23 protein-coding genes and 1 riboswitch are annotated in these 23,461 nt (G+C 47.9%); of the genes, 10 read left to right on the top strand and 13 right to left on the bottom strand.

The annotated features are described in order from the left end of the window. Positions 1-22: 22 nt before the first annotated feature. Positions 23-1,339, top strand: coding sequence for an NAD(P)/FAD-dependent oxidoreductase (locus U719_RS15830; protein WP_023469791.1), 1,317 nt, complete (start codon positions 23-25; stop codon positions 1,337-1,339). Between the two features lie 21 nt (positions 1,340-1,360). Here U719_RS15830 and U719_RS15835 read toward each other — a convergent pair whose 3' ends face one another. The 5 genes from U719_RS15835 to U719_RS15855 all read right to left on the bottom strand — a co-directional run bounded on the left by U719_RS15835 (position 1,361) and on the right by U719_RS15855 (position 6,415). After that, entirely contained in the window at positions 1,361-2,797 is a 1,437-nt protein-coding gene (locus tag U719_RS15835; protein ID WP_023469792.1) for a DEAD/DEAH box helicase, read from the bottom strand. A 63-nt stretch (positions 2,798-2,860) separates the two neighbouring features. Then, positions 2,861-3,934 (bottom strand): 23S rRNA (adenine(2503)-C(2))-methyltransferase RlmN, encoded by a 1,074-nt coding sequence (gene rlmN, locus U719_RS15840; protein WP_023469793.1) that lies wholly within the window; start codon positions 3,932-3,934, stop codon positions 2,861-2,863. Positions 3,935-4,058: 124 nt separating this feature from the next. Continuing rightward, positions 4,059-4,865, bottom strand: coding sequence for an ABC transporter permease subunit (locus U719_RS15845; RefSeq protein ID WP_023469794.1), 807 nt, complete (start codon positions 4,863-4,865; stop codon positions 4,059-4,061). Beyond that, positions 4,862-5,743, bottom strand: coding sequence for an ABC transporter ATP-binding protein (locus U719_RS15850; protein WP_023469795.1), 882 nt, complete (start codon positions 5,741-5,743; stop codon positions 4,862-4,864). Before U719_RS15850 ends, U719_RS15845 begins: the two co-directional genes overlap by 4 nt. Positions 5,744-5,755: 12 nt before the next feature. Further along, entirely contained in the window at positions 5,756-6,415 is a 660-nt protein-coding gene (locus U719_RS15855) for a cyclopropane-fatty-acyl-phospholipid synthase family protein (RefSeq protein ID WP_023469796.1), read from the bottom strand. Positions 6,416-6,504: 89 nt separating this feature from the next. On the opposite strand from U719_RS15855, the gene U719_RS15860 reads away from it, so the two are divergent. Both U719_RS15860 and U719_RS15865 read left to right on the top strand, forming a co-directional pair. Next, positions 6,505-6,825, top strand: a complete 321-nt coding sequence (locus U719_RS15860; RefSeq protein WP_023469797.1) for a heme oxygenase — start codon at positions 6,505-6,507, stop codon at positions 6,823-6,825. Positions 6,826-6,949: 124 nt separating this feature from the next. Beyond that, positions 6,950-7,687 carry a hypothetical protein gene (locus U719_RS15865; RefSeq protein ID WP_023469798.1) on the top strand — a complete coding sequence of 246 codons (738 nt, stop codon included), beginning with the start codon at positions 6,950-6,952 and terminating at the stop codon, positions 7,685-7,687. Between the two features lie 56 nt (positions 7,688-7,743). On the opposite strand, the gene htpG is transcribed toward U719_RS15865, so the two are convergent. Together htpG and U719_RS15875 are read right to left on the bottom strand one after the other, a co-directional pair. Continuing rightward, a complete protein-coding gene (gene htpG, locus U719_RS15870) occupies positions 7,744-9,606 on the bottom strand; it encodes a molecular chaperone HtpG (RefSeq protein ID WP_023469799.1) in 1,863 nt (620 codons plus the stop codon). An 82-nt stretch (positions 9,607-9,688) separates the two neighbouring features. Next, the gene (locus U719_RS15875; RefSeq protein ID WP_023469800.1) at positions 9,689-10,558 is read right to left on the bottom strand and encodes a hypothetical protein; all 870 of its coding nucleotides are present in this window, start codon (positions 10,556-10,558) and stop codon (positions 9,689-9,691) included. 135 nt (positions 10,559-10,693) lie between these two features. Here U719_RS15875 and U719_RS15880 point away from each other — a divergent pair, with 135 nt between their 5' ends. Together U719_RS15880 and U719_RS15885 are read left to right on the top strand one after the other, a co-directional pair. Continuing rightward, positions 10,694-11,524 carry an SDR family oxidoreductase gene (locus U719_RS15880; protein ID WP_023469801.1) on the top strand — a complete coding sequence of 277 codons (831 nt, stop codon included), beginning with the start codon at positions 10,694-10,696 and terminating at the stop codon, positions 11,522-11,524. 139 nt (positions 11,525-11,663) lie between these two features. Further along, the gene (locus U719_RS15885) at positions 11,664-12,836 is read left to right on the top strand and encodes a M20 family metallopeptidase (RefSeq protein ID WP_023469802.1); all 1,173 of its coding nucleotides are present in this window, start codon (positions 11,664-11,666) and stop codon (positions 12,834-12,836) included. Positions 12,837-12,903: 67 nt separating this feature from the next. Here the strand turns inward: U719_RS15885 and U719_RS15890 are convergent, their stop codons facing one another. After that, positions 12,904-13,251, bottom strand: coding sequence for a hypothetical protein (locus U719_RS15890; RefSeq protein WP_023469803.1), 348 nt, complete (start codon positions 13,249-13,251; stop codon positions 12,904-12,906). 85 nt (positions 13,252-13,336) lie between these two features. Here U719_RS15890 and U719_RS15895 point away from each other — a divergent pair, with 85 nt between their 5' ends. Beyond that, positions 13,337-13,762, top strand: a complete 426-nt coding sequence (locus tag U719_RS15895; RefSeq protein WP_023469804.1) for a DUF1801 domain-containing protein — start codon at positions 13,337-13,339, stop codon at positions 13,760-13,762. 49 nt (positions 13,763-13,811) lie between these two features. On the opposite strand, the gene U719_RS15900 is transcribed toward U719_RS15895, so the two are convergent. Together U719_RS15900 and U719_RS15905 are read right to left on the bottom strand one after the other, a co-directional pair. Continuing rightward, positions 13,812-15,050: an MFS transporter gene (locus tag U719_RS15900; protein ID WP_023469805.1), complete on the bottom strand. Its 1,239-nt coding sequence runs from the start codon at positions 15,048-15,050 to the stop codon at positions 13,812-13,814. Between the two features lie 26 nt (positions 15,051-15,076). Next, positions 15,077-15,532, bottom strand: a complete 456-nt coding sequence (locus U719_RS15905) for a CBS domain-containing protein (RefSeq protein WP_023469806.1) — start codon at positions 15,530-15,532, stop codon at positions 15,077-15,079. 182 nt (positions 15,533-15,714) lie between these two features. On the opposite strand from U719_RS15905, the gene U719_RS15910 reads away from it, so the two are divergent. After that, on the top strand, positions 15,715-16,137 hold the full coding sequence (locus U719_RS15910) for a MarR family winged helix-turn-helix transcriptional regulator (RefSeq protein ID WP_023469807.1): 423 nt from the start codon (positions 15,715-15,717) through the stop codon (positions 16,135-16,137). Between the two features lie 68 nt (positions 16,138-16,205). Here the strand turns inward: U719_RS15910 and mmuM are convergent, their stop codons facing one another. From mmuM to U719_RS15925, 3 genes are all read right to left on the bottom strand, one after another. After that, the gene (mmuM, locus tag U719_RS15915; protein ID WP_023469808.1) at positions 16,206-17,141 is read right to left on the bottom strand and encodes a homocysteine S-methyltransferase; all 936 of its coding nucleotides are present in this window, start codon (positions 17,139-17,141) and stop codon (positions 16,206-16,208) included. After that, positions 17,116-18,519, bottom strand: coding sequence for an amino acid permease (locus U719_RS15920; protein ID WP_023469809.1), 1,404 nt, complete (start codon positions 18,517-18,519; stop codon positions 17,116-17,118). Before U719_RS15920 ends, mmuM begins: the two co-directional genes overlap by 26 nt. A gap of 77 nt (positions 18,520-18,596) precedes the next feature. Continuing rightward, positions 18,597-18,698: riboswitch (SAM riboswitch) on the bottom strand. Between the two features lie 36 nt (positions 18,699-18,734). Then, complete coding sequence (locus U719_RS15925) at positions 18,735-19,652, bottom strand: ketopantoate reductase family protein (protein ID WP_023469810.1); 918 nt, start codon at positions 19,650-19,652, stop codon at positions 18,735-18,737. Positions 19,653-19,834: 182 nt separating this feature from the next. On the opposite strand from U719_RS15925, the gene U719_RS15930 reads away from it, so the two are divergent. From U719_RS15930 to U719_RS15940, 3 genes are read left to right on the top strand one after another with little or no spacing between them, the layout of a single operon-like run. After that, entirely contained in the window at positions 19,835-20,551 is a 717-nt protein-coding gene (locus tag U719_RS15930) for a GntR family transcriptional regulator (protein WP_023469811.1), read from the top strand. Then, positions 20,544-22,085 carry a gluconokinase gene (gntK, locus tag U719_RS15935; protein ID WP_023469812.1) on the top strand — a complete coding sequence of 514 codons (1,542 nt, stop codon included), beginning with the start codon at positions 20,544-20,546 and terminating at the stop codon, positions 22,083-22,085. The genes U719_RS15930 and gntK overlap by 8 nt, the downstream gene beginning before the upstream one ends. 24 nt (positions 22,086-22,109) lie before the next feature. Next, positions 22,110-23,456, top strand: coding sequence for a GntP family permease (locus U719_RS15940; RefSeq protein ID WP_023469813.1), 1,347 nt, complete (start codon positions 22,110-22,112; stop codon positions 23,454-23,456). Positions 23,457-23,461: the final 5 nt, after the last annotated feature.

Raw genomic sequence — 23,461 nt, forward strand, 5'->3', positions numbered from 1 at the left:
CAAAGAAAAGGAGATGTCAGCGATGTATGATGTGACGATTATCGGAGCTGGTGTAGCAGGAATTTTCCTCGCCCATCAGCTCGTTGAAGACGGACAACGCGTCCTACTGCTCGATGCCGGAAAACCGATTCGCGAACGAACAGCAGAAGATGCGTATCTTGGATTCGCAGGGCTTGGCAAATCAGAAGGAAAGTTTAATTATGCGACGGGATTCGGTGGAGAACTCGTCTCAAAAATCGGTGAAGAGACGACTCGACGACTGTTCCAAGAAGTCGATGATCTTTTATGTACATATGGTGGAGGTACAGTTGAGACCTATTCGACGCATTCCCCTATTGTAGCGTCTCGCGCCCGCCGCGCCGGTCTACATTCGGTCGAGACGACCGTCCGTCATTTAGGCACAGTACGGACAGCTGCTGTCTTCACGGCGTTTGAGGACGCCTTATTACCGCGTCTCGATGCCCGATTCGAAACGACAATCGAGCAGATCACGAAGTCGAAGTCGTTTACGATCAAAACAGCGGACGAGACCTTCGTCAGTCAACGGATCGTGTTCGCGACAGGTCGTTCAGGTGCAGACTTTACGTTGCACCAGTTAGCGACGCTTGGTGTCACCCCACAGCGAACTCGACTCGATCTCGGGGTGCGAATTGAGACGGATGAGGGACTATTTCGGACATTGTTACAAGAGACGTTCGAGACGAAGCTCGGTTACGACTCGCCTTACGGTCAAGCCGTCACCTATTGCATGAATCCGCGCGGACGGATCATCCGCAAATATCAAGAAGGACTCGTCATGCCGGACGGTCAAAACGTCCACGAGACGGCAGACGGCTCGACAAATCTGAACTTTACACTATTTCTCCCGCGGTATTTTTCGACACTAGCGAAAGCGAATGCGTATGCCGCGCGCATCATTGGCGGAATCAACCAAGGTGGTGATCGCATTCTCATTCAGCGACTCAGTGATTTCCGAACATCGCGAGCGACGGCACACGATCAATTGAGTCGTAACACGGTCATCCCTTCCCTAACCGCGTCTCCCGGTAATTTGCATGCAGAAGTACCTGCAGAAGACCTGCTTGTCTTAGAAGCGTTTTTAGAGCGCCTTGAGCAACTCCTTGAAGTGGAACTTCCAGGAGATACGTTGCTTTACGGATTAGATGGCAAGTTTTACGCACCGATGCTTGAGACGTCAGAGACGTTTGAGACGACATGTCCCGGTGTCTATGCGATTGGTGATTGTTCCGGTGCGACACACTCGCTTGCCCAAGCAGCTGCTAGCGGACTCCATCTTGGCCATGCCTTGACGCAAAACAGCCGGTCCCTCTTCGCTTAAGCGGAGAATGACCGGCTTGTCTTATTTCTTGAATGCTTCGTACACTTTCAATTGTTTCCCTTTAACCTTCGTCGTCTTCATCGCCCGGAGGACAAGCGGACCTTTCCCGTTGAGGATATCGACATACGTCAACGTATCCTGAATCGAGATGATCCCGATATCGTCTGCCGTGACGCCTTCAATCTTAGCAATCGTTCCAACAAAGTCGACGGCACGGAGTTTTTTCTTTTTCCCGCCGTTAAAGAACAACTTCATGATGTCCGCATCAAGCTGTTCCGTTTTCGAAGAACGCGTATCTTCCGTCGCCATCTTCTCCTCGAATGCATCCGCTGTCCGCATCAAGTCCTTTTCTGTCGGTGCTTGGCGACGTGTCAGCTTCCCGTGATACTGCTCGATTTCCTTTAGGCGACGTTCGTCTGCCGGCGTGACGAGACTGATTGCTTGTCCTGCTGCTCCTGCACGCCCCGTCCGACCGGTCCGGTGAACGTAGCTTTCTCGTTCGACAGGGAGATCATACTGGATGACGTGCGTGATGTTCTCGATATCGATCCCACGTGCCGCGACATCTGTTGCGACAAGAATTCGGAACTTCCCGGCACGGAAGGCTTTCATCGCATCGAGTCGATCGTCTTGTTCCATTCCACCGTGAATTGCTTCAACCGGATAGTCATGTGCGTGGAGACCATTCGCGACGAAATCGACGTGTTCTTTCGTCCGACAAAAGATCATGCAGCGATCCGGATTTTCAGCGACGAGGACATCTTTCAAAATCGCAAATTTTGTCTTATCCGTTACCGAAATATAACTATGCGTGATTGTCGAGACGACGGTCTCACCCGCTTCGATTCGTTTTGGTGCGTCCATGTAGCGATTGCTCAACTGTTCGATATCATCAGGGAAGGTCGCAGAGAACAACAGTGTCATCCGCTCTTTTGGTAACTCGGACAGGATGGCATCGACTTGATCGAGGAAGCCCATATTCAGCATTTCATCCGCTTCATCCAAGACGACATAACGGACTTTCTCAAGCGATAACGTGCCTCGCTCAATATGATCGCGTACACGTCCCGGTGTGCCGACGACGACGTGTGTCTTTTGTTTGAGCTCCGTGACTTGTCCGCGGAACGGTTGCTTGCCGAAGACAGCTGTCGCTTTAATGCGCTTATAACGTCCGATATTCATAATATCTTCTTTGACCTGTAAGGCAAGCTCACGTGTTGGCGTCAAGACTAAGACTTGTGGTTTGTTTTCTTCCCACTCGACGAGTTCACACAGTGGAATCGCAAACGATGCCGTCTTTCCGCTCCCTGTCCGTGATTTGACGATGACGTCTTTTCCAGATAGTACGACCGGAATGACGGATTGCTGGACTTCGGTTGGTGTCGTGTAGCCGAGTTGCTCGATTGAATCGAGAATTGGTGTACTTAAGTTAAAATCATTGAATCGTGTACGTGTCATAGAATGTCCTCATTTCTTATCGTAAAAAAAGCTTCCCACCGAAACGATGAGAAGCCCAACGAATTATTTGGATGCTACTTTATCTTTTTTGATTTGCTTACTACGTAATTGACCACACGCCGCATCGATGTCTGTTCCGTGCTCAAGACGAACACCACAGTTCAAGCCGTTCTTTTTCAACGTATCGTAGAACGTCGTGATATCTTCAGACGTACTGCGCTGATATTGACCGTGCTCATCGACCGGGTTGTACGGAATCAAGTTGACATACGTCAAGTGACGTTTGTCTTCGAACAGTTTTGCGAGTTCGACTGCGTGTTCCTTTTGGTCGTTGACGCCACGAAGCAAGATGTACTCGATCGTGATTTTACGGTTCGTCGTTTGAACGTAATAATCGATTGCTGGCATCAATTTCTCAAGCGGGATCGCCCGGTTGATTTTCATGATTTGCGTACGCAATTCATTGTTTGGTGCGTGAAGCGAGATCGCCAAGTTGACTTGAAGTTTCAAGTCAGCAAACTTGTAGATCTTGTCTGCCAAACCACTTGTTGAAACCGTGATGTGACGTGCGCCGATTGCAAGACCATTGTGGTCCTTGATGACGTTCAAGAAATCGACCATGTTGTCGAAGTTATCGAACGGTTCACCGATACCCATGACGACGACGTGGCTGACACGTTCTTCGTTACCGACTGCATCGAGGTGATGCTGGACGTTCATGATTTGCTCAACGATTTCGCCTGCTGACAAGTCGCGGCTCTTTTTGATCAGACCACTTGCACAGAAGCTACAGCCGATGTTACAGCCGACCTGTGTCGTAACACAGACAGAAAGACCGTACTTATGACGCATTAGAACCGTTTCAATCAAGTTGCCATCATATAATTTGAAAAGGAACTTGATTGTTCCGTCTGCTGATTCTTGCTTGACCGCTTCTGTCATCGAGTCAATCGTAAAACTCTGATCTAACAACTCAAGGCAATCCTTGTTGACATTCGTCATTTCCGCGAAAGTCGTGACACGTTTACGGTAGAGCCAATCCCATACTTGTTTGGCACGGAATGGTTTGTGCCCTTGATTCGATAACCATTCTGTCATCTGCTCAAGCGTTAATCCATAAATGGATGGTTTATTCATTTCGAAAGACCTCATTTCTTTTTCCAGAACTACAACATTCCTTTATCTTAGTAAAAATCAGCGCTTGACGCAACGTTCAAATCCTAAATGTTCACTTTCTATAAAGTTTTTGCGCCACTTTCGATCAAATCGACAGACTCCGACGTCCGAATTGAACGACTGCTCCGGTCAAGAACACGAGACAGAGGACGAGTAAAAGAATCGAATGAAGAAGAAAATGATTCGTTCCTTCTAGTAATTGCGTCGTATTGAATAAGGAGAAGACGGATAGATAACGGAGCCACTCCGTCTTGTCACTTAGTTCCGACAGAATCGTCAAGACGATCGATAGGATAAGCACACTACCAGCAAGCGAAAAAGCACGACGTTCTTCGTCAAATAACGTCGCAACGAATAACGTAAAGGCACCGATCGCCAAGAGTAACAATAGCGCATTGAGTTGAATCCGCCATAAGATGACGTCATTGATCGAAATATCTGTCATCCACCAGTCGGATACCATCAAGACGAGTCCATTCAGTCCTACGAGAACCATACTTGCGATACCCATGACGATCGCGACAGCAAACGTATACGTATTCCGGGTGATCGGGGCTGCGAGATAGACGATCAGCTCTCCATTGTCGATTGGTCGCGCAACGAGTCGCGCTGCTAATGAGAGCAAGAATAGACTCGCAATGACTTGAAAAATCAGTCCATAATAGTTCCCCCCGAGCAGATCCAGTACATTCTCGAACCCTGTCATCTTATCGTATTGAAATGCTTTTAAGACTTCTGGAGGTAACGCTTCTAGTTTTGCTTCTAGTAAACCTGTCTTCATCATCGATGGATATAGCAACGCAAGTATCAATAAGTAGAGACTCGTTCCAATCGCATAAGCAAGCACGGGCTTTCTGACCTGCTTGAATAAAGAGCGGATCAGCAATATCACGACGATTCCTCCTCCCCATAATAATGCAAGAAGACCTGTTCTAAATCATCTGCTGACGGACGAATCAGCCGTACATCATACTGGGTTAAATAAGCAATCACCTGATTTAAGCTCAGCGTCTCGTCCGTTTGAAAACTGACTTCCAGCCGCTTCGGTTCAACACCGACTTGCATCGCGAACTGTGCCGCCTCCACCTCTGTTCGGAAGACGATCGTGTACGTCTTTCGACTCGATCGAACCAACTCATGAATATCCGATTCGACGATGATGCGCCCTGCTTTGATTAAAGCCGCTCGATCGCACGATTTTTCCATCTCCGGAAAGTGATGTGAACTCATCAGAATCGCTTTTCCAGCATGTTTCTCCTGTTCGATCCACTCTAAAAAACGCTCTTGCATCAAAGGATCGAGTCCACTGGTCGGCTCATCAAGTAGATAGACGGGTGCATCCTTCATGAAGCAACCGACAAGTGCCAATTTTTGTTTCATCCCTTTTGACATTTTGCGGATTTTCGTCTTCGTCTCAAAAGGAAATCGTTTTAACAACAGTTGTCGCCGTGCCGGATCGCTAGCATGTAGTTGTTGCATCAAATCGAGCATGTCTGCTCCCGTCATGTCTCCAGGTAAACTAATCTCTCCCGGCAAATAACCGACCAACTGCTTCACTTCTTTACTTTGCTTCCAGCAATCAAAACCGCCAATCGTCGCCTTTCCACCGTCCGCAGCCAGTAGTCCCATCAGATGTCGGAGAGTCGTTGATTTTCCAGATCCGTTTGGTCCGATGAAACCGAATATCGTCCCCGGATCAACTGTAAAACTGACATCGAATATTCCACGTCCCGGTGCAAACTCTTTCGTGACATGCTCTAAACGGATCATCATCCGACCTCCTTATCTTTTATTTCTTTCCTCACTGTATTTATACCCGTTTTGAAGCAGTTTGTTCGGATCAAAGCGATAGATGACGAACCGCTCGTCATGATTTTTTTCATAGAGGTCTCGTAATCGAATCTCATCGACTTGCTCGAATACGGTATGACGCTCCAGGTACTCCCGGTATTCATCGGTCGGGTAATACAAGATGAGATCAACCGAACGCGGGGAACGTTCGACCGAACTTAAAATGTGATCAATCACTTTCATGAAAATTTGTGAAGAGAATGGATTGAAGAAATAAAACTTATTCGTCTCATCCGGAATGGCATACTGCTCGGCATACGTCTGTTCAAATCGCAAACTTCCGGAACGCCGCTTCCGTCGACTTTGGTAGTTCGCCATATTCCGGAGTGCGTCCTCGTAAAATTGTCCGTTCATCTCGATTCCGATGACGGAACAATCGAATCGGTCGTGTAAGTAAAAGTTCAAACGCCCTTTCCCACACCCGAAATCAATGACCGTGTCCTGTTTTTGAAACAAATACGTTTCGCATAATTCGTCTAGTGCCGCATAAGGCGTTGGTTCATATCGATTGTAGTGACTAAACACACCATAAAGATGTTGCATCTCAATGGTCTCGATTCGTAATCGTTGATCGTATTCCTGTTCATTCATTGTCGTTTGTTCCTTCTTTCCGGCATTCTTGCCTTCATCGTACTATACTGAAGAAGTACGTTACTCGTTTTTTGAAAGGGGATTTTATGATGATCGTCGTTACGAACCGGATTAAAGTCAAAAAAGGGATGGCTGCAGCTCTCGCTCCTCGTTTTACGCGTCCAAGTGGACTTGATACGATGGACGGATTCATCCGCGTCGAGGTCTTATTGACGCAAAACATCGAAGAACATGATGAAATGAACGTCAACATGTACTGGGAAGACATGAAGAGTTTTCAAGCATGGCGTGAGAGTGACGATTTCAAAGCGTCACATAGTCGACCTGCGAGTAGTGAGGCAGGAGAATCGCCAATGCTCGGCAGCGAGATTCTGACATATGAAGTTGCTTCGGTCAAAGAACGCGCATGATGCACGAAAAGGACTCGTCTCGAGTCCTTTTTTATATACCTATACACAAATAGTGAAAGGGTGTAATTGTCTCAAATGGTATTATTTGTTATTATAGTGCCAATACAGAGAGAGAGGGTTCTTCATGAATTCATTAACTATATTTGAACAAGCCATTCGTAGCTTACCTGACGATCGTACGTTACGACGTGATGAATTATGGACGGACGATTTTTTATTGCAACAGGAGAACGAGCTGACCGTCTATTACTCTCCGATTGGCGAATATGTCAATACTGAAGCAAAAGTCGTCATCATCGGGATCACACCAGGTTTTGAACAGATGCGAATCGCTTTCGAAGAAGCAACGGATGCCCTCCATCATGGGGCTTCACTAGAAGGGACGGCACGCATCGTCAAATATGCAGCCAGTTTTGCCGGAACGATGCGACGTAACCTCGTCCAGATGCTTGATACACTCGAGCTTCCAGCATTGCTCGGAATCGAGACAACAGCTAGCTTATTTCATCAACACCAGGAATTGTTACATCCGACGTCGCTGTTAAAGCAACCCGTCTTTTATCGCGAAAAGAATTACTCGGGTCATCAACCGAAGATCAATCGCAGTCCTTTATTGAGGCACTACGCGGAAGAACACTTCGTCGCTGAGATCAATCAGTTACAAAAACCAGCGTTATTAATTCCACTCGGTCGGGTCGTCGAGACGCAAGTCCGTGGATTGATTCAGGATGGACGAATCGAACAGCATCAGCTTCTTTCCAACTTCCCCCATCCATCTGGCGCGAACGGTCATCGAAAAAAACAATTCGAAGAAAACCAAGCCTATTTGATGAAACAGCTCATTCAACATTTTGCAGAGTAACTTATTCTTTTTTGTAAAAAATGACGCCATCCTCATACGGATAGCGTCATTTCAACTTAAACCATTAATAAACATACATCATTCGCGAACGCGACTGGATCCTCGAGTGGGAGTCCTTCGACAAGCAATGCTTGTTGATACATCAGTTTCGTATAGCGCTCGAATTTCGAACGATCGTTTTGATAAGCCGTCTCAAGAGACTCGAACACCGCGTGTGACGGATTCAATTCAAGAATCTTGACCGCTTCTACCCCTTCATTATTCGGCATCGCCTTCAAGATTTTCTCCATCTCGATCGAGACGGCGCCGTCCGTCGCAAAACAGACGGGATGCGATTTTAGACGCGTTGATGCTTTGACTTCCTTGACTTGTCCACTTAACACTTCCTGCATTGCTTGGAACATCTCCGCTTGTGCGTCCGTCGTCTCTGCCGCTTCTGCTTCAATCCCTAGATCGCTACTCGTGACTGACTTGAACGTCTTCTCGTTATATGTCACGAGCATCTGGATCGCGAACTCATCGATCTCTTCGGTGAAGTACAAGATGTCGTACCCTTTATCACGCACAAGTTCGGATTGTGGTAACTTGTCTAAACGATTCGTACTCTCACCAGCGGCGTAGTAAATATGTGCTTGATCTTCCGGCATCGCTGCGACGTATTCCGCAAGCGTGATCAACTTCTTCTCCTTCGCTGAGTAGAAGAGGATGAGGTCCTGCACCTGTTCTTTATGCATGCCGTAATCATTGTACATACCGAACTTCAGCTGACGTCCGAACGCTTGATAGAACGTTTCGTACTTCGTGCGATCCTCGCGCAGAAGTGCTTCGAGTTGTGTCTTGATCTTACTTTGGATGTTTTTCGCGATCAATTTCAATTGACGATCGTGCTGCAGTAACTCACGCGAGATGTTGAGCGATAAGTCTTCCGAATCGACCATCCCTTTGACGAAACTGAAGTGATCCGGCAACAAGTCGCTGCATTTTTCCATGATCAAGACACCATTGGCATAGAGTTCAAGACCCTTTTCAAATTCCTTCGAATAATAATCGTACGGTGCTTGCTCCGGAATGAATAAGATCGATTGATAACGAACAGCGCCGTCGACACTGATATGAATATGTTTCGCCGGTGTGTCGAAACCATACCGCTTCTCTTGGTAGAAGTTCGTATAGTCTTCGTCTGTCAATTCCCGTTTATTCTTCCGCCAGATCGGCACCATGCTGTTGATCGTCTTGACGACTTCGACCTCTTCCGTCTCGTCACTGCCTTCGATCGGCTGACGTTCGAGTTCCTTCATCTCGATCGGATAACGGATGAAATCCGAGTATTTTTTGATGATGCTACGCAGACGATATGTCTCGAGGTATTCATCATACGATTCTTCTTCCTCGTTCGCCTTGATGTGGAGTGTAATCTCCGTTCCGACGGTTTCCTTGTCGACTTCCTCGATCGTATAACCTTCGACACCACGCGATTCCCATTTATAAGCGACCGCACCGCCGAATGGTTTCGTAACAACAGTGACGACGTCTGCGACCATAAATGCAGAATAGAATCCGACACCGAATTGACCGATGATATCATGACCATCTTGTGCTTCGTTTTCTGCTTTGAAGGCAAGCGATCCACTCTTCGCGATCGTACCGAGATTTTCTTCTAGTTCTTCCTTCGTCATTCCGATTCCCGTATCACGAATGATGAGTTGACGCGCTTCTTTATTTGGTTCGATCGTAATTTTGTAGTGTTCCTTTTCGAACGAAATCGTCTCGTCCGTCAATGCTTTGTAGTACATCTTATCCATGGCGTCACTTGCATTCGAGATCAATTCGCGCAGGAAAATCTCCTTATGCGTATAGATGGAATGAATCATCATCTCCAGCAATCGTTTTGATTCCGCCTTAAATTGTTTCGTTTCCATGCTCATTCTGCCTCCCTTTTTTAGCACTCAATCATACAGAGTGCTAATTCATCTCCTATTATTAGGGAGTTCGAAATATCTGTCAATCACCTTTTTCACTGTATGTCACGACTTTTTCACGGACGATTTTTCCGATTTGACGTAAGTGTTCTGCTGACCCATAGGTGCCATGGCTGACGCCGTTTTCATCCTTTCGATTACCGAGACCGATGAACTGTTCACTTGGTTTGAAATGGAGCCCGACGACGGGTACCTGAAATCGTGACGAAAAGCCAACTTGAAAGATCGCGTCCGGATAATCCGTTGGTCGATAGGTCGTCCAAGCGATGTCTGGTTCGAGCTTCGCAAATCGTTCCGTGTGTTCCTTACCGAGCAGGATGATTCCTTTTATCGAGAACAGTTCAAGCAGGCGTAACAAAAATGTCTGACCGAACGGACTATCTTCCAACACGCTGCGTTCTTTGATCGCTCCCATGTAGTGGTGTGTCGGAAACGGGAAAAAATCCAGATGAATGACCGGATCAAACGTCTTCTCGTAAAACGACGCACCGAGTCCGTTCAAGAATCCTTCGAGCTTACCGCCACCTGGTCGACCGAACCAGGTTCGGTACACATTTGGTTGTTTGAAGTAACGATTGAAGCGTCGGATCGATTCCGTCAATGTCTCTTCTTGTAAATACGCATTCCACGTCATGGATTGTGGACGTATGAAAAGTGGACCGTGCTCGTCAAATCGTAATGCACCTGTTCGGTCTAAAAACTGCGATCGGGATGGGTTCGTCGCGATCGTCACCCAACTGCTACGCGTCGCATCACCAAACCAGAGGACAGGTGTCGTTTGGTCGATCAATTCACTTGCAAATGCACTCTTCTCGAGTGTCATTTGGTACTGGACGGCTTCGTGTAATAATTTTTTGGCAAGTTGCCATTGATCGGATGTCAGCGTTCTCATCTCCCTCTATACAGCGATTGTGCTGTTGTAGATGTACCCCCTATCCTCTAACACTAGACGCATCGATGGGTTTAATCTCCATTTCTCCGGGAATGTTTCATAAGGTGAACGATACGACTTAGGAGGGATTTAATAATGGGTAGACTCGATCAAAAAGTAGCTGTCATTACCGGCTCGGCAACAGGGATTGGACAAGCGACTGCACTTGTCTTCGCAGAACAGGGAGCAACGGTCGTCTGTGCCGATGTCTCACTTGAAAAAGCACAACAAACAGTAGAACAGATTACACAACAAGGTGGGAAAGCGGAAGCCGTCCATGTCGATGTCTCAGACGTCGAGAGTGTCGAGCAACTTGCGAAGCACGTCAAAGAGACATACGGTACGATCGACGTCCTCTTCAACAATGCCGGAATCGATGAACAAGGCGGGAAAGTCCACGAGTATCCAATCGATCTCTTCGACCGGATCATCGCGGTCGACTTGCGCGGTACATTCCTCGTCAGTAAATTCTTGATTCCACTCATGCTTGATAACGGTGGTTCAATCATCAATACGTCATCGATGTCTGGTCGCGCAGCTGACTTGAACCGATCCGGTTATAACGCAGCGAAAGGTGGGATTGCGAACTTCACGCGCGCGATGGCAATCGATTATGCGCGTCATGGCATTCGTGTCAATTCGTTATCACCAGGAACAATCGAAACACCACTCATCGATACACTCGTCGGTGAAAAAGAAAAAGAGCAAGGCAAACAGTTCCGCGATGCGAACGCTTGGATTACACCACTCGGACGACTCGGTAAACCACGCGAGATGGCAACAGTCGCCCTCTTCCTCGCTTCTGACGACAGCTCATATGTTACAGGTGAGGATATCACAGCAGACGGCGGCATCATGGCTTATACATGGCCGGGAGAGATGTTAATCGATTCGAAGTGGAAAGACGAAGCAGAAAAAAGTGAATGAGTAAGGTACGGTGTAACCTTCTGGTTGCACCGTTTTCTTTTATCTCAAGACGTTCAGCTCCGTAAATTATTTTCCGAATTCGTTTACCTCCCTGAAGTATTTTTATCAGGGTACAGGATAGGTAAAGGAGGAAATACTTATGCAAACAGCAATTACTTACTTACAACGATGTCTTCAAATTCCAAGCGTTAATCCGACGGACGGAGAGGAAGCCGTCGCACGTTATGTGTACGATGTACTGATTGATCATCACATCTCGACAGAATGGATCGAAGTCTCACCGAAACGGATTTGTCTCGTCGCGACCGTTCCTGCGAGTGAAGAGGTTTCACGTCCTGCTGTACTCGGATTATCTGGTCATCTCGATACGGTTCCGGTCCAAGGAGACGGCTGGACGAAAGATCCATACGGTGGTGAAATCGAAGACGGACGCATTTATGGTCGTGGGGCTTCAGATATGAAATCAGGTGTCATGGCGATGGTGCAAGCGCTCATTCAATACAAGGAACGTCAAGACCGTCCGAATACCGTCAAACTTCTGATTACATCCGATGAAGAGAATGGCATGACAGGAGCTCGTCATTTGACCGAACAAGGGCATGCGGATGATTTAGATGCTCTACTGATCACAGAACCGACGAGTGGGATGATTGGGTATGCACAAAAAGGGGTCGTTGGGATTGAAGTGACGTGCCGCGGAAAAAGTGCGCACAGTTCTGCTCCACAACTCGGACGTAATGCGATTGATGACGTATATCGTGTCATCCAGGAAGTGAAGTCGGAACGCTTCTCGATCACGACGAATCATCACCCAGCACTCGGTCCGGTCGTCGCGTCAATCACATCCATAAAAGGAGGCGAAGGACCGAACGTCGTTCCGAGTCAAGCCTCGTTCTATATGGATATTCGGACGATTCCTGGATTCGGTCGAGCGGATGTTCTTGCTGCCTTTACGGATATGGAGCGTCGACTTGTTGCCGAAGATCCTGACTTTGACATGAGCGTAACCGTCATCAAGGATATTCCTTCCTGTGAAACCGATGAACAAGCGCCTTTCTTGCAACAGGTCGCGGATACGATGGAGCAGGTCAGCGGCGTGACACCGCGAAAAATCGCCATCCCAGGCGGAACGGATGGTGCGATGTTCAGCCAAGCAAAAAAAGCATTCCCGATTGCGATTGCTTCTTTCCATGATTTCCGTCTTGCGCATCAGGTCGATGAGTCGATTCCGTTATCCGAATATGAACAAACGATTGCGTTTTGCTTCAACTTGATCAACACACCATTACATCAACCTCTTCCATCACACTAAATAAAAGAAGGGACGACTTTCGGGTGCAATACCCAAAGTCGTCCCTTCTACTTTTACTGTGTTTAGTTTAGTACACACCAAGCTGTGCCAACGCCTCACTTAAATAACTTTGATCACTACGAAATTCTTGACTTGTTTGCCCATCAGACCAACTGATGAAGACACGACCAAGCCGGTCATATCGTAAACGGAGACGTATCACGCCCTGTTCGAATACGACTTCACCGTGTAACGACTCATGGACGCGAGCAAAGTTACGGATGAACGCGTCATATTGATTAAATGTAACTGAAAACTCGTGTGCACTATCTTGTTCCGTCATCTGAATCATTAGTTCCTCTTGCTTTGGATATACGTGTAAGATGTCCCACGATAGACTGCTTTCTTCTCCTCGAAACACGATGCGATGCTTCATTCGATTTCCACCTCTGAGTTACAGGATATTTACTAGTCTTTCTCGAAAGTAACCGATATCTTCTTCATCCGAAAGGAGTCTGCTTATGTCTGATACGCCAAAAACAGGTCCTACCGAACAGTCCGTTGATGCTTTTCTGGCACAAGTCGAACCGCCATTACGTCAAGCAGATGGTATCACGTTACGTCAGTTCTTCGAAGATGTCACGGGATACGAAGCCGTCATTTGGGGGTCTTCCTTGATTGGTTTTGGTGCCTATCATTATCGCTATGCCTCTGGTCACGAGGGCGACAGCTTTTATGTCGGCTTTTCTCCGCGCAAGACGAACCTCGTCCTTTACCTCGCGCTTGGTGAAGACGATGTATCGGAACGACTGCTTGCCACTCTCGGTACGTATCGACGCGGCAAGTCCTGCCTCTACGTAAAACGACTGACTGACATCGATTTAAACGTCCTTCGGGAAATGATTGAGCACTCAATCCGCACGTTAAAAGACATGTACCCGTCTTGATTTCAATCAAAAACAGCCGAAGCGGATTCGCTTCGGCTGTTTTTTGAAATTAATGTCCGCCTTCTGTCCGATCGATATGGCGAATGTGTTTGAGATTGACCCCGATGATGATGACGGATAAGAGGACAAAGCCACTTCCGACATAAAACGGTAAGTTTGCGTTGAAGATTTCAGCCAATTTACCGGCCATGAATGGCGCGATGGCTGCCCCGAGAAAACGTAGGAAACTGTATGCCGCAGATGCTGTCGAACGTTCGACAGGTGCTGCGTCCATGACAGCGGTCGTGATGAGCGTGTTGTTATTCCCAAGCACGGCTCCCGCCAAGATGACACAGACGATGACGACGGCTGGTGTTTCCGTGAAGATCCCCATTAATAGAAGCAAGATTGCGAATGTGATCAACATCATGACCATCGCTTTGATTGTTCCGAACCATTGTTTCAGTTTCGGAGCCGTTAAGACCGATGTGATCGCAAGCAACATTCCCCAGCCGAGGAAAACGAATCCGAGTCCTTGCGCTGGTAGTTTCATGACGAATGGTGCATAGGCCATGATCGTAAAGAACCCCACGTTATAAAGTGCCGCTACGATCCCGAGCGTCAAGAGTGAACGATGCTTCATCGCTTGAAACGGTGCTTTTAATGATAACTTCTGTTTCGGTGCAGCAGATGCTGCTGGTTTTGGCATCAAGAAGAGCAAGACGAGGAACGCGATGACCATGATTGTTGCAACACCCATGAATGGCGCGCGCCATGTGATTGAACCGAGCGTTCCGCCTAACAGTGGTCCAATCGAAATCCCAAGACCAACGGCTGCTTCATACAAAATGATGGCTTTTGCTGTTCCGCCTGACGACAGCGAAACAATCGCAGCAAGTGCGGTTGCGACGAACAAAGCGTTCCCAAGTCCCCATCCACCGCGTAACGCGACGAGCGTCCAAATGCTGTCTGCTTGTGAAGCAAAACCAGCAACGGTTGCGATGACGGCAATCCCGAGCATCAATGTTCCTTTTTGACCAATCCGTGATGAGATCGCGCCTGTAATTAACATCGCGAATGCCATGACGGCGTTATAACTTGTAAATAAGAGCGTTACTTCACTTTTTGATGCTTCTAAATTCTCGGCAATCGTCGGTAAGACGGGATTGACGAGCCCCATTCCCATGAATGCTGTGATACTGGCGAAAAAGACCGCCCAGACAGCAACCGGTTGATGGAATAATCCATGTTTGCTTTCTGCTAATACCGTTTCCGGCTCAAGCGTCGTTGTTTTTTCAGCAAGTGCCATAGTGTCCCTTCTTTCTATTGAATGTGTTACATGAACTGTTTAAACGAATGGCGGATGACGTCACCTCGACTAATGATCCCAACAAGACGTCCTGCTTTCAGAATCGGAAGCTTTTTAATCCGTTTTGCGCCGAGCGTTGCTGCAATCTCTTCCATTTCTGTATCAGCGTCCGCTGTTACGACTTTTCGACGTGCCAGTTCCATGACACGTCGATTCAAGATGTGACGAATCCGATCTTCATAACCTTCTTCGTCTCCTTTGATGACATCTACGTATAAGAATGTATCGACGATGATGTCCTTGTGTTTTCCAATTGCGCGCATGATATCTCCATCACTGATATACCCGACGACCTCCTGCTCGGCGTTGATGACAGGTACGCCGCTAATACCAGATTGAATGAATCGTTCGATGACCGTACGAATCAGATCTGTATCGTTTACCGTGATGACCTCTTGTTTCATCGACTCATAAGCTTTCATCTGAATTCTCCTTTGTCGTTCGTTTCTCATCTACGAAAGTTGTATGATACAATTAAAAGAACAAAAATGATTGTATAATACAACTACAACTCTGTCAAGCCTCCTGCTTTTCGCATTGACAGCTTATCCACATTGGGTAATCATGAGGGACAGAGAGACTTTTTCGAAAGGGGAGATACCCGATGTCTCAACAATCACTTGAAACCATTGAATTGGAGTTAGCGATTCTGATCCGGCGCTTAACGACAGCGACGGCAGACAATCGTAATTTGGATCGTGCTTCTTATCTCTTACTGCGACAATTAGCAGATTCCGGCAACGTCGGTGTCAAAACACTTGCCCGCGAACTTCAGTTGGATGTCTCAACCGTCAGTCGCCAAGCAGCGGCACTCGATCAGAAGCAACTCGTTGAAAAAGTAAAAGATCCGACAGATGGTCGTGCCTTCTTCTATCATATTACGGATAAAGGACAAGAAGAGCTCACGATTTACCGGACAGCGCGCCTCGCGAGCATCGAACGTCTACTGACGGACTGGCCATCGGATGATGCCGAAGATTTTGGACGTCTATTGCAACAATTCAACCGTGCCTTGCGCGAGCGGTAACGAAATCACACCATTTAAAGGAACGGACGCGAAATCAATCGATTTCGCGTCCGTTTTTTCATCATTATTCATGATGTATGAGAAACCTGACAAACCGAACGAATTTGTGCGATATGTTCAGGTGACGTTCGGCAACAACCACCGATCAATCGTGCCCCTGCCTCATACCATGTCTTCGCGACGGTTTGGAACGATGTACACTGATTCGTACCTGACCACGTTTTTGCGACCGGATCATAGACCTCACCAGAGTTCGGATAGACGATGATTGGCACATCCGTCAACGCCTTGACGTGACGGATAAAGTCGGTCGCGTAAGATGCCGGAAAACAATTTGCACCGATTGCTGCGAGCTGTGGATGTTGTCCGACCGTTTCAATACACGTCGCAAGTGCCGTTCCTTCACTAATGTGTGTCGCATCTTGAAGCGAGAACGTCAGCCAAGCAGACACTTCCGGATACGCTTCGAGAATCCGGAACAACACGACAGCTTCCTCGAGCGACGGAATCGTCTCAAATGCCAGCAGATCAGCCCCCGCTTCAATCAATGCTTCGATCCGTGGTCTGTGGAAGGCTTCTAGCACATCTGCTGACACCCCATAATGACCGCGATACTCAGAACCATCTGCTAAGTAGGCACCATAAGGACCCACTGATCCTGCGATTAATGCGTCACGCTTTCCGCTACGCGTGCGTGCGTTTTGCGCCAAGGTGACCGTTTGTCGAATCAGCGCCTGTGCTTCCTCTGTCGTGATATGACGTTGCTTGAACCCTTCGATACTTGCTTGATAGCTTGAAGTGATGGCAACATCAGCACCTACTTCAAAGTAGTCACGATGGACGTGTTCGATTTGTTCCGGTGCTTCGATTAAGAGACGTGCTGACCAAAGCGGATCGTTCAGGTCGAATCCCTTCTGTTCAAGTTCGGTTGCAAGGGCACCATCTAAAATGAGAAAGGGAACTTCCTGTAATCGTTGATCAACTGGATTTTTGATTCGGGACATCTTCAACACTCCGTTTCTGAGAAGAATTCGTGAACGCATGTACGACATAACAGATCACGATGAATGGAATACCACAGTACAAGGCGATTCGTTGTGTCGGATCAAATCCGATACCAATCAGGGAAATCAAACAGACGACGAAAGCGGCGATTGGCACGAATGGAAAGAGTGGTGTGCGATAGACCAATTCGTCGACCGTATGCCCTTCGCGGAGAAATTGTTTCCGGAAGCGATACTGAGCAATGCTGATACTCATCCAAACGACGACGACAGCGAGACCGGAAATCGAGACGAGCGCGATATAGACACTCCCTGCTGCATAGATGCTAGACAGCAAGGCAAGTCCTCCGCCAAGCATGCTGAACAATACAGCTCGAAGTGGAACCCCACTTGGTGTCACTTGGGCGAAGAAGCGTGGAATCATACGTTCGTTCGCAAGCGACCAGAGCATCCGAGAGGCGGCGTAAAGTCCAGAGTTCGCTGCCGACAAAATCGCTGTCAAAATGACGAAGTTCATCACGTCTGCTGCGTAGGGAATTCCGATCCGTTCGAACACGGCGACGAACGGACTTTCGAGTACACCTTTCCCATCCGTTGGCAATAAGACGGCTAACACGATGATCGTACCGACGAAGAAGAGGACGAGTCGCAAGATCGTCGTCCGGATCGCAAGCGGAATCGTCCGTTTCGGATCGACTGCTTCACCCGCTGCGACACCGATCAGTTCCGTTCCCGAGTAAGCAAAATTCACGGCAAGCATCGTCATGAAGATGACGAAAGCACCATTTGGGAATAATCCACCTTCCGTTAAGGAAGAAAAGAATGGGGCTGGGCTACCATCTTGCAGTGGAATGAAGCCGACGATCGCTCCCGCACCAAGTAAAATGAACGCAATGATCGTCACGACCTTAATGGCGGAGAACCAAAACTCGACTTCAGCGAACACGCGAACCTTCAAGACGTTGATACCAAGGATCATCGCAGCGAATAAGGCACTGAACACCCAAACCGGAATCGATGGAAACCAACGTTGCATCAAAATGCCTGCTGCCGTGAATTCTGAACCAAGGGCGACCGTCCACGTCAGCCAGTAGAGCCAGGCTACTGTATAACCGGTGCCAGGTCCAATGTACTTCGTTGCGTACTTATGGAATGATCCGGTTTCCGGCATGTGCACGGCGAGTTCACCGAGACTTAACATGACTAAGTAAACGACGACGGCTCCGATCAAATACGATAAAATCGTTCCGACACGTCCTGCTTGTTCCAACGTATAACCTGTACTTAAAAATAATCCTGTTCCAATGACACCACCTAACGACAGCATGATCAGATGACGTGATTCCATCTTGCGTCGAAATGCTCCGCTCGTTTTCATGAATCCATTTCCTCCTCGTTCCACCTATTTCAAACAAAAAACGCATCCTCACGGATGCGTCGGTCGACAATTCGGAAATCTTATCGATCGGGTGCAGCACCCGCAGGAATTAGCACAGTATCTTTCGACCTGTTGCTGAGGTTTCATAGGGCCAGTCCCTCCACCTCTCTGGATAAGTATGTAATTGTTCCTAACCATATCAGAATGCAGATAATTCAGTCAACAGGCATTTCCCGATTTTTTTGATAGATCCATAAATTAGATTCAATCAGTTGAAGATGACGTGAAGAGCGTGTTTCGAGCAACGTACTAAAGAAATGTTTCACTTCGACGGGCTGACCCTTTTCCATGTCCCGTAACATTGACGATTTCATCGTGTCTTCCATTGCATGCATCTGCTTCAGCAAGACCGCTTCTACATCGTCATTAAAGACTGCGCCTTGTTCTTCCATCGCTTGCTTCGCTTCCTTCATGACGTCTTGAATCATTTGATGACCAATTGGGTCCTTGCGAATTGGACCGATGGCAGAGCGAAATAGTGTCGTCACGCCCGCAAATGTCGAAATGAAGAGGTACTTTTGCCACATGTCATCCATGATATGCATCGAGTACGCCATCGGTGCCTTCGCTTTCGCAAAACGTGTTGCAATCTCCTCTAAACGCGCTGTTGGTTTACCGGTTCGTGAACCAAACAATAGCCGATGCGACGGGCTTGTCTGTATAATACGCCCTTCTGCATCAAGCGTCGATTCAATGAAGCAAAGTCCGCCCAGTACTCGATCTTCTCCGAAGACTTCTGTTAACCGTCGTATATGCTGCATGCCGTTCAACAAAGGAATGATGTACGTCTCGCTCGAAACAAATGGCGCAAGATCCTGTAGGACATCATCCAAGTGATAGGCTTTCGTCGAAAGTAAGACGACATCAAATGTGTGATTCAGTCGCATGTCTCGTGTCACTAACTGAGGCGTGATCATAACATCACCATGAGGACTAGTGATCTGTAACCCTGTCTTTTGTAATTGTTCATAGCGCTTCGGACGAACAAGGAATGTCACCTGTTCCCCTTGCTCAGCAAGACGTCCCCCGAAATAACCTCCAACTGCTCCGGCACCTACGACTAAAACATGCATATGCATTACCTCCTTTTTAACTAATCGATTCGTTACTTACTCCTTCACCCTAACATATCGGAAACCATTTTCCTGATTCCTGCTTGAATCACTAAAATGTAAGTTAAGCGTTTGCATTTTAGAAAAAAACGTTTATACTAACTTGTATACAAGTATACTCACTTTAGAAATCAGGTGATTCCATGTCAGAACTGTTATACCCCTTGAAGTGGTTAGCAAAAGCTTCCGCTGGAGATCGTGTCGCACACGAGCTACGGATGCGCATCATTTCAGGAAAGATTGAAAGCGGTACCATTTTATCCGAAAACAAATTAGCCTCTGATTTTTCAGTCAGTCGCTCGCCCGTCCGTGATGCGTTAAAGGTCCTTGCATCCGAACAATTGATTCGTCTCGAACGAATGGGAGCGGTCGTCGTCGGTTTGTCTGAGCGCGACATTCAGGAAATCTATGATGTCCGGTTGCTCATCGAAACATTCGTCTTCGAACGACTCGTCAAAATCGAACGGGCAGAACTCGTCCGTGAACTCAGTAAAATTCTCGAAATGATGAAAGTTGCCATCAAATACAAGGATGCCGATGAATTCTCCTTCCAGGACGTTCTGTTTCACGAAACAATCATCCGCTCGATTGATCATGGATATGTCAGCATGATTTGGCAAAATCTCAAACCGGTCATGGAAAGTTTCATCCTCCTATCGATGCGGGTACGATTCGAGGAAGACATCGAAGACTTCGAACGCATCCTCGCGAACCACGCCTTGTACATCGAAGCGATCGAGACAGGGGACCGTGAACGGATGGTTGCTTCCTTACATCAGAACTTTGATGACGTCCAGGAAGTCGAAGATCTCTGGAAAACGCAACAAATGATGTCGAAAGGAGTCGATTCACATGACTGAATACATGTTAGGCGTCGATATCGGAACGACGAGTACGAAAGCGGTCTTATTTACGACAAAAGGAGAGGTCATCGGACAAACGAACGTCGGTTACCCGCTCCATACACCGAACCGCTCGACGGCAGAGCAGAATCCGGAAGAAATTTTTGATGCTGTACTCGAATCGATCCGTTTGATCACGAAACGTCATCCGAGCATGCCACCGAAGTTCGTCGCGTTCAGTAGTGCTATGCACAGCTTGATCGCGATGGATGCACAGCATCAACCATTGACTGCCTGCATCACGTGGGCAGACAGTCGGAGTGAAGCATGGTCGAACAAGATCAAGGAACAATATGGTCTATCGATCTATCACCGGACCGGAACACCGATTCATCCGATGTCACCGCTCAGCAAAATCAGTTGGCTCGTCGAAGATCGTCCGGAGCTCCACGCTCAAACGAAAAAATATGTTGGGATCAAGGAATTCGTGTTCCAAAGACTGTTCGGCAGATATGTCATCGACCACTCTCTCGCTTCAGCGACCGGTCTCTTCAACATTCATGAATTAGGCTGGGATACGGGCGCGTTACACGTCGCAGGGATCGATGCAAGCTACTTATCGGAACCCGTACCGACGACGACGACATGTACCGGACTGAACGCTGATTACGCACGACAAATGGGACTCTCCGCCGATACGCCGTTCCTAGTCGGTGCCAGTGACGGTGTCCTTTCTAACTTAGGTGTCAACGCGATTCGCAAAGGGGAAATTGCGATCACGATCGGAACGAGCGGTGCCATCCGAACAATCATTGATCGTCCTCAGACCGATGAAAAGGGACGGACGTTCTGTTACGCGCTGACCGAGGACCACTGGGTCATCGGCGGACCCGTCAATAATGGTGGAATGGTCTTACGGTGGATCCGAGACGAACTCGCTTCAGCCGAAGTCGAGACAGCAAAACGCCTTGGCATCGATCCGTACGCTGTTTTGACGAAGATTGCCGAACGCGTCCGTCCTGGATCCGACGGGCTATTGTTCCATCCTTACTTGTCCGGTGAACGAGCGCCGCTCTGGAATCCGGATGTCAGCGGTTCGTTCTTCGGTTTGACACTTTCGCACAAAAAAGAGCATATGATCCGGGCGGCACTAGAAGGCGTCATCTACAATCTCTATACCGTCTTCCTCGCCCTAATCGAGTGCATGGACGGTCCCGTGACACGGATTCAGGCAACAGGTGGGTTTGCCCGGTCCGAAGTCTGGCGCCAAATGATGGCGGACATCTTTGAATCAGAAGTCGTCATTCCGGAAAGCTTTGAAAGTTCATGTCTTGGTGCTTGTATTCTCGGACTGTATGCGACAGGGGAAGTCGATTCGTTCGAAGTCGTCTCTGAGATGATCGGGGAAACGCATCGCCATATACCAAATGAAGAAGCGATGCATGAATATCGTCAGCTCTTACCAATTTTCATTAGTCTAGCGCGGACATTGTCTGAGGATCATAAACGAATCGCTACGTATCAACGGAGCTTGATTCAAGAAGAAAACTAACTTAATCTTTTGGGGGAAGTCATCATGCCTTTAGTCATCGTAGGAATTGGGATTGTCGCGTTGCTCGTTCTCATCATGGGGTTGAAATTAAATACATTCGTCTCACTCATCATCGTTTCCTTTGGCGTTGCACTCTTGCTTGGCATGCCGCTCGATCAAATCGTCAAGACGATCGAAGCCGGTATCGGAGGAACGCTTGGTCACTTGGCACTGATCTTTGGTCTTGGTGCCATGCTTGGAAAGCTGATTGCTGACGCCGGGGGAGCGCAGCGAATCGCCATGACGCTTGTCGCCCGATTCGGGGAAAAGAACATCCAATGGGCAGTCGTCGTCGCTTCGTTCATCATCGGGATCGCCCTCTTCTTCGAAGTCGGACTCGTTTTGTTGATTCCAATCGTTTTTGCGATTTCACGTCAGCTTCGTGTCTCGATTCTATATCTCGGGATCCCGATGGTCGCTGCCCTATCCGTCACGCACGGATTCTTACCACCTCACCCAGGTCCGACCGTCATCGCTGGTGAGTATAAAGCCAATATCGGGGAAGTCTTATTGTATGGTTTCATCGTTGCTGTTCCGACCGTCATCATCGCCGGTCCTGTCTTTACGAAAATCGCAAAACGACTCGTACCTGAATCGTTTACACGGACAGGAAACATCGCGTCACTCGGGGAACAAAAAGAATTTGATTTAGAAGAGACACCAGGCTTCGGTATCAGTGTCTTCACGGCGATGCTACCGGTCCTCTTGATGTCGGTCGCAACGATCTTCACGCTCTTACAAGAAACACTCGGTTGGGGTGAAAATAGCGTCATCTCGGCAATCGAGTTCATCGGGAACGCTTCAACGGCGATGTTGATTTCACTACTCGTCGCGGTCTACACGATGGGGATCGCGCGTCAGATTCCGATGCAAACGGTCATGGAATCGTGTACGACGGCGATCGCCCAAATCGGGATGATGCTATTGATCATCGGTGGTGGCGGTGCCTTCAAACAAGTCTTGATTGACGGTGGTGTTGGGAAATACGTTGCGCACTTATTTGATGGATCAGCGTTATCCCCAATCCTACTCGCTTGGTTGATTGCTGCGATTCTGCGGATCTCACTTGGTTCCGCAACAGTCGCTGCCCTTTCGACAGCAGGTCTCGTCATTCCGTTACTGGAGCAATCCGACGTCAACCTAGCGCTCGTCGTTCTCGCGACTGGTGCAGGTAGTCTGATCGCTTCACACGTCAATGATGCAGGCTTCTGGATGTTTAAAGAGTATTTCGGGTTATCATTAAAAGAAACGTTTGCGACATGGACTGTGCTTGAGACGATCATTTCCGTTTGTGGACTTGGGTTCGTTCTTCTCCTCAGCCTCGTCGTCTAAGAAAA

This window comes from Exiguobacterium sp. MH3 (assembly GCF_000496635.1).
GTDB lineage: Bacteria > Bacillota > Bacilli > Exiguobacteriales > Exiguobacteriaceae > Exiguobacterium_A > Exiguobacterium_A indicum.

Excerpts from the sequence above, each read along its gene's own strand:
- U719_RS15895 (WP_023469804.1), top strand. The coding sequence starts at position 13,337 with ATGTCTGATACGCCAAAAACAGGTCCTACCGAACAGTCCGTTGATGCT.
- U719_RS15920 (WP_023469809.1), bottom strand. The coding sequence starts at position 18,519 with ATGAAAACGAGCGGAGCATTTCGACGCAAGATGGAATCACGTCATCTG.
- U719_RS15880 (WP_023469801.1), top strand. The coding sequence starts at position 10,694 with ATGGGTAGACTCGATCAAAAAGTAGCTGTCATTACCGGCTCGGCAACA.
- U719_RS15925 (WP_023469810.1), bottom strand. The coding sequence starts at position 19,652 with ATGCATGTTTTAGTCGTAGGTGCCGGAGCAGTTGGAGGTTATTTCGGG.
- U719_RS15835 (WP_023469792.1), bottom strand. The coding sequence starts at position 2,797 with ATGACACGTACACGATTCAATGATTTTAACTTAAGTACACCAATTCTC.
- gntK (WP_023469812.1), top strand. The coding sequence starts at position 20,544 with ATGACTGAATACATGTTAGGCGTCGATATCGGAACGACGAGTACGAAA.
- U719_RS15860 (WP_023469797.1), top strand. The coding sequence starts at position 6,505 with ATGATCGTCGTTACGAACCGGATTAAAGTCAAAAAAGGGATGGCTGCA.
- U719_RS15865 (WP_023469798.1), top strand. The coding sequence starts at position 6,950 with ATGAATTCATTAACTATATTTGAACAAGCCATTCGTAGCTTACCTGAC.
- U719_RS15905 (WP_023469806.1), bottom strand. The coding sequence starts at position 15,532 with ATGAAAGCTTATGAGTCGATGAAACAAGAGGTCATCACGGTAAACGAT.
- U719_RS15875 (WP_023469800.1), bottom strand. The coding sequence starts at position 10,558 with ATGAGAACGCTGACATCCGATCAATGGCAACTTGCCAAAAAATTATTA.
- U719_RS15930 (WP_023469811.1), top strand. The coding sequence starts at position 19,835 with ATGTCAGAACTGTTATACCCCTTGAAGTGGTTAGCAAAAGCTTCCGCT.
- U719_RS15900 (WP_023469805.1), bottom strand. The coding sequence starts at position 15,050 with ATGGCACTTGCTGAAAAAACAACGACGCTTGAGCCGGAAACGGTATTA.
- mmuM (WP_023469808.1), bottom strand. The coding sequence starts at position 17,141 with ATGTCCCGAATCAAAAATCCAGTTGATCAACGATTACAGGAAGTTCCC.
- U719_RS15910 (WP_023469807.1), top strand. The coding sequence starts at position 15,715 with ATGTCTCAACAATCACTTGAAACCATTGAATTGGAGTTAGCGATTCTG.
- htpG (WP_023469799.1), bottom strand. The coding sequence starts at position 9,606 with ATGGAAACGAAACAATTTAAGGCGGAATCAAAACGATTGCTGGAGATG.
- U719_RS15940 (WP_023469813.1), top strand. The coding sequence starts at position 22,110 with ATGCCTTTAGTCATCGTAGGAATTGGGATTGTCGCGTTGCTCGTTCTC.
- U719_RS15855 (WP_023469796.1), bottom strand. The coding sequence starts at position 6,415 with ATGAATGAACAGGAATACGATCAACGATTACGAATCGAGACCATTGAG.
- U719_RS15830 (WP_023469791.1), top strand. The coding sequence starts at position 23 with ATGTATGATGTGACGATTATCGGAGCTGGTGTAGCAGGAATTTTCCTC.
- U719_RS15885 (WP_023469802.1), top strand. The coding sequence starts at position 11,664 with ATGCAAACAGCAATTACTTACTTACAACGATGTCTTCAAATTCCAAGC.
- U719_RS15890 (WP_023469803.1), bottom strand. The coding sequence starts at position 13,251 with ATGAAGCATCGCATCGTGTTTCGAGGAGAAGAAAGCAGTCTATCGTGG.
- rlmN (WP_023469793.1), bottom strand. The coding sequence starts at position 3,934 with ATGAATAAACCATCCATTTATGGATTAACGCTTGAGCAGATGACAGAA.
- U719_RS15850 (WP_023469795.1), bottom strand. The coding sequence starts at position 5,743 with ATGATCCGTTTAGAGCATGTCACGAAAGAGTTTGCACCGGGACGTGGA.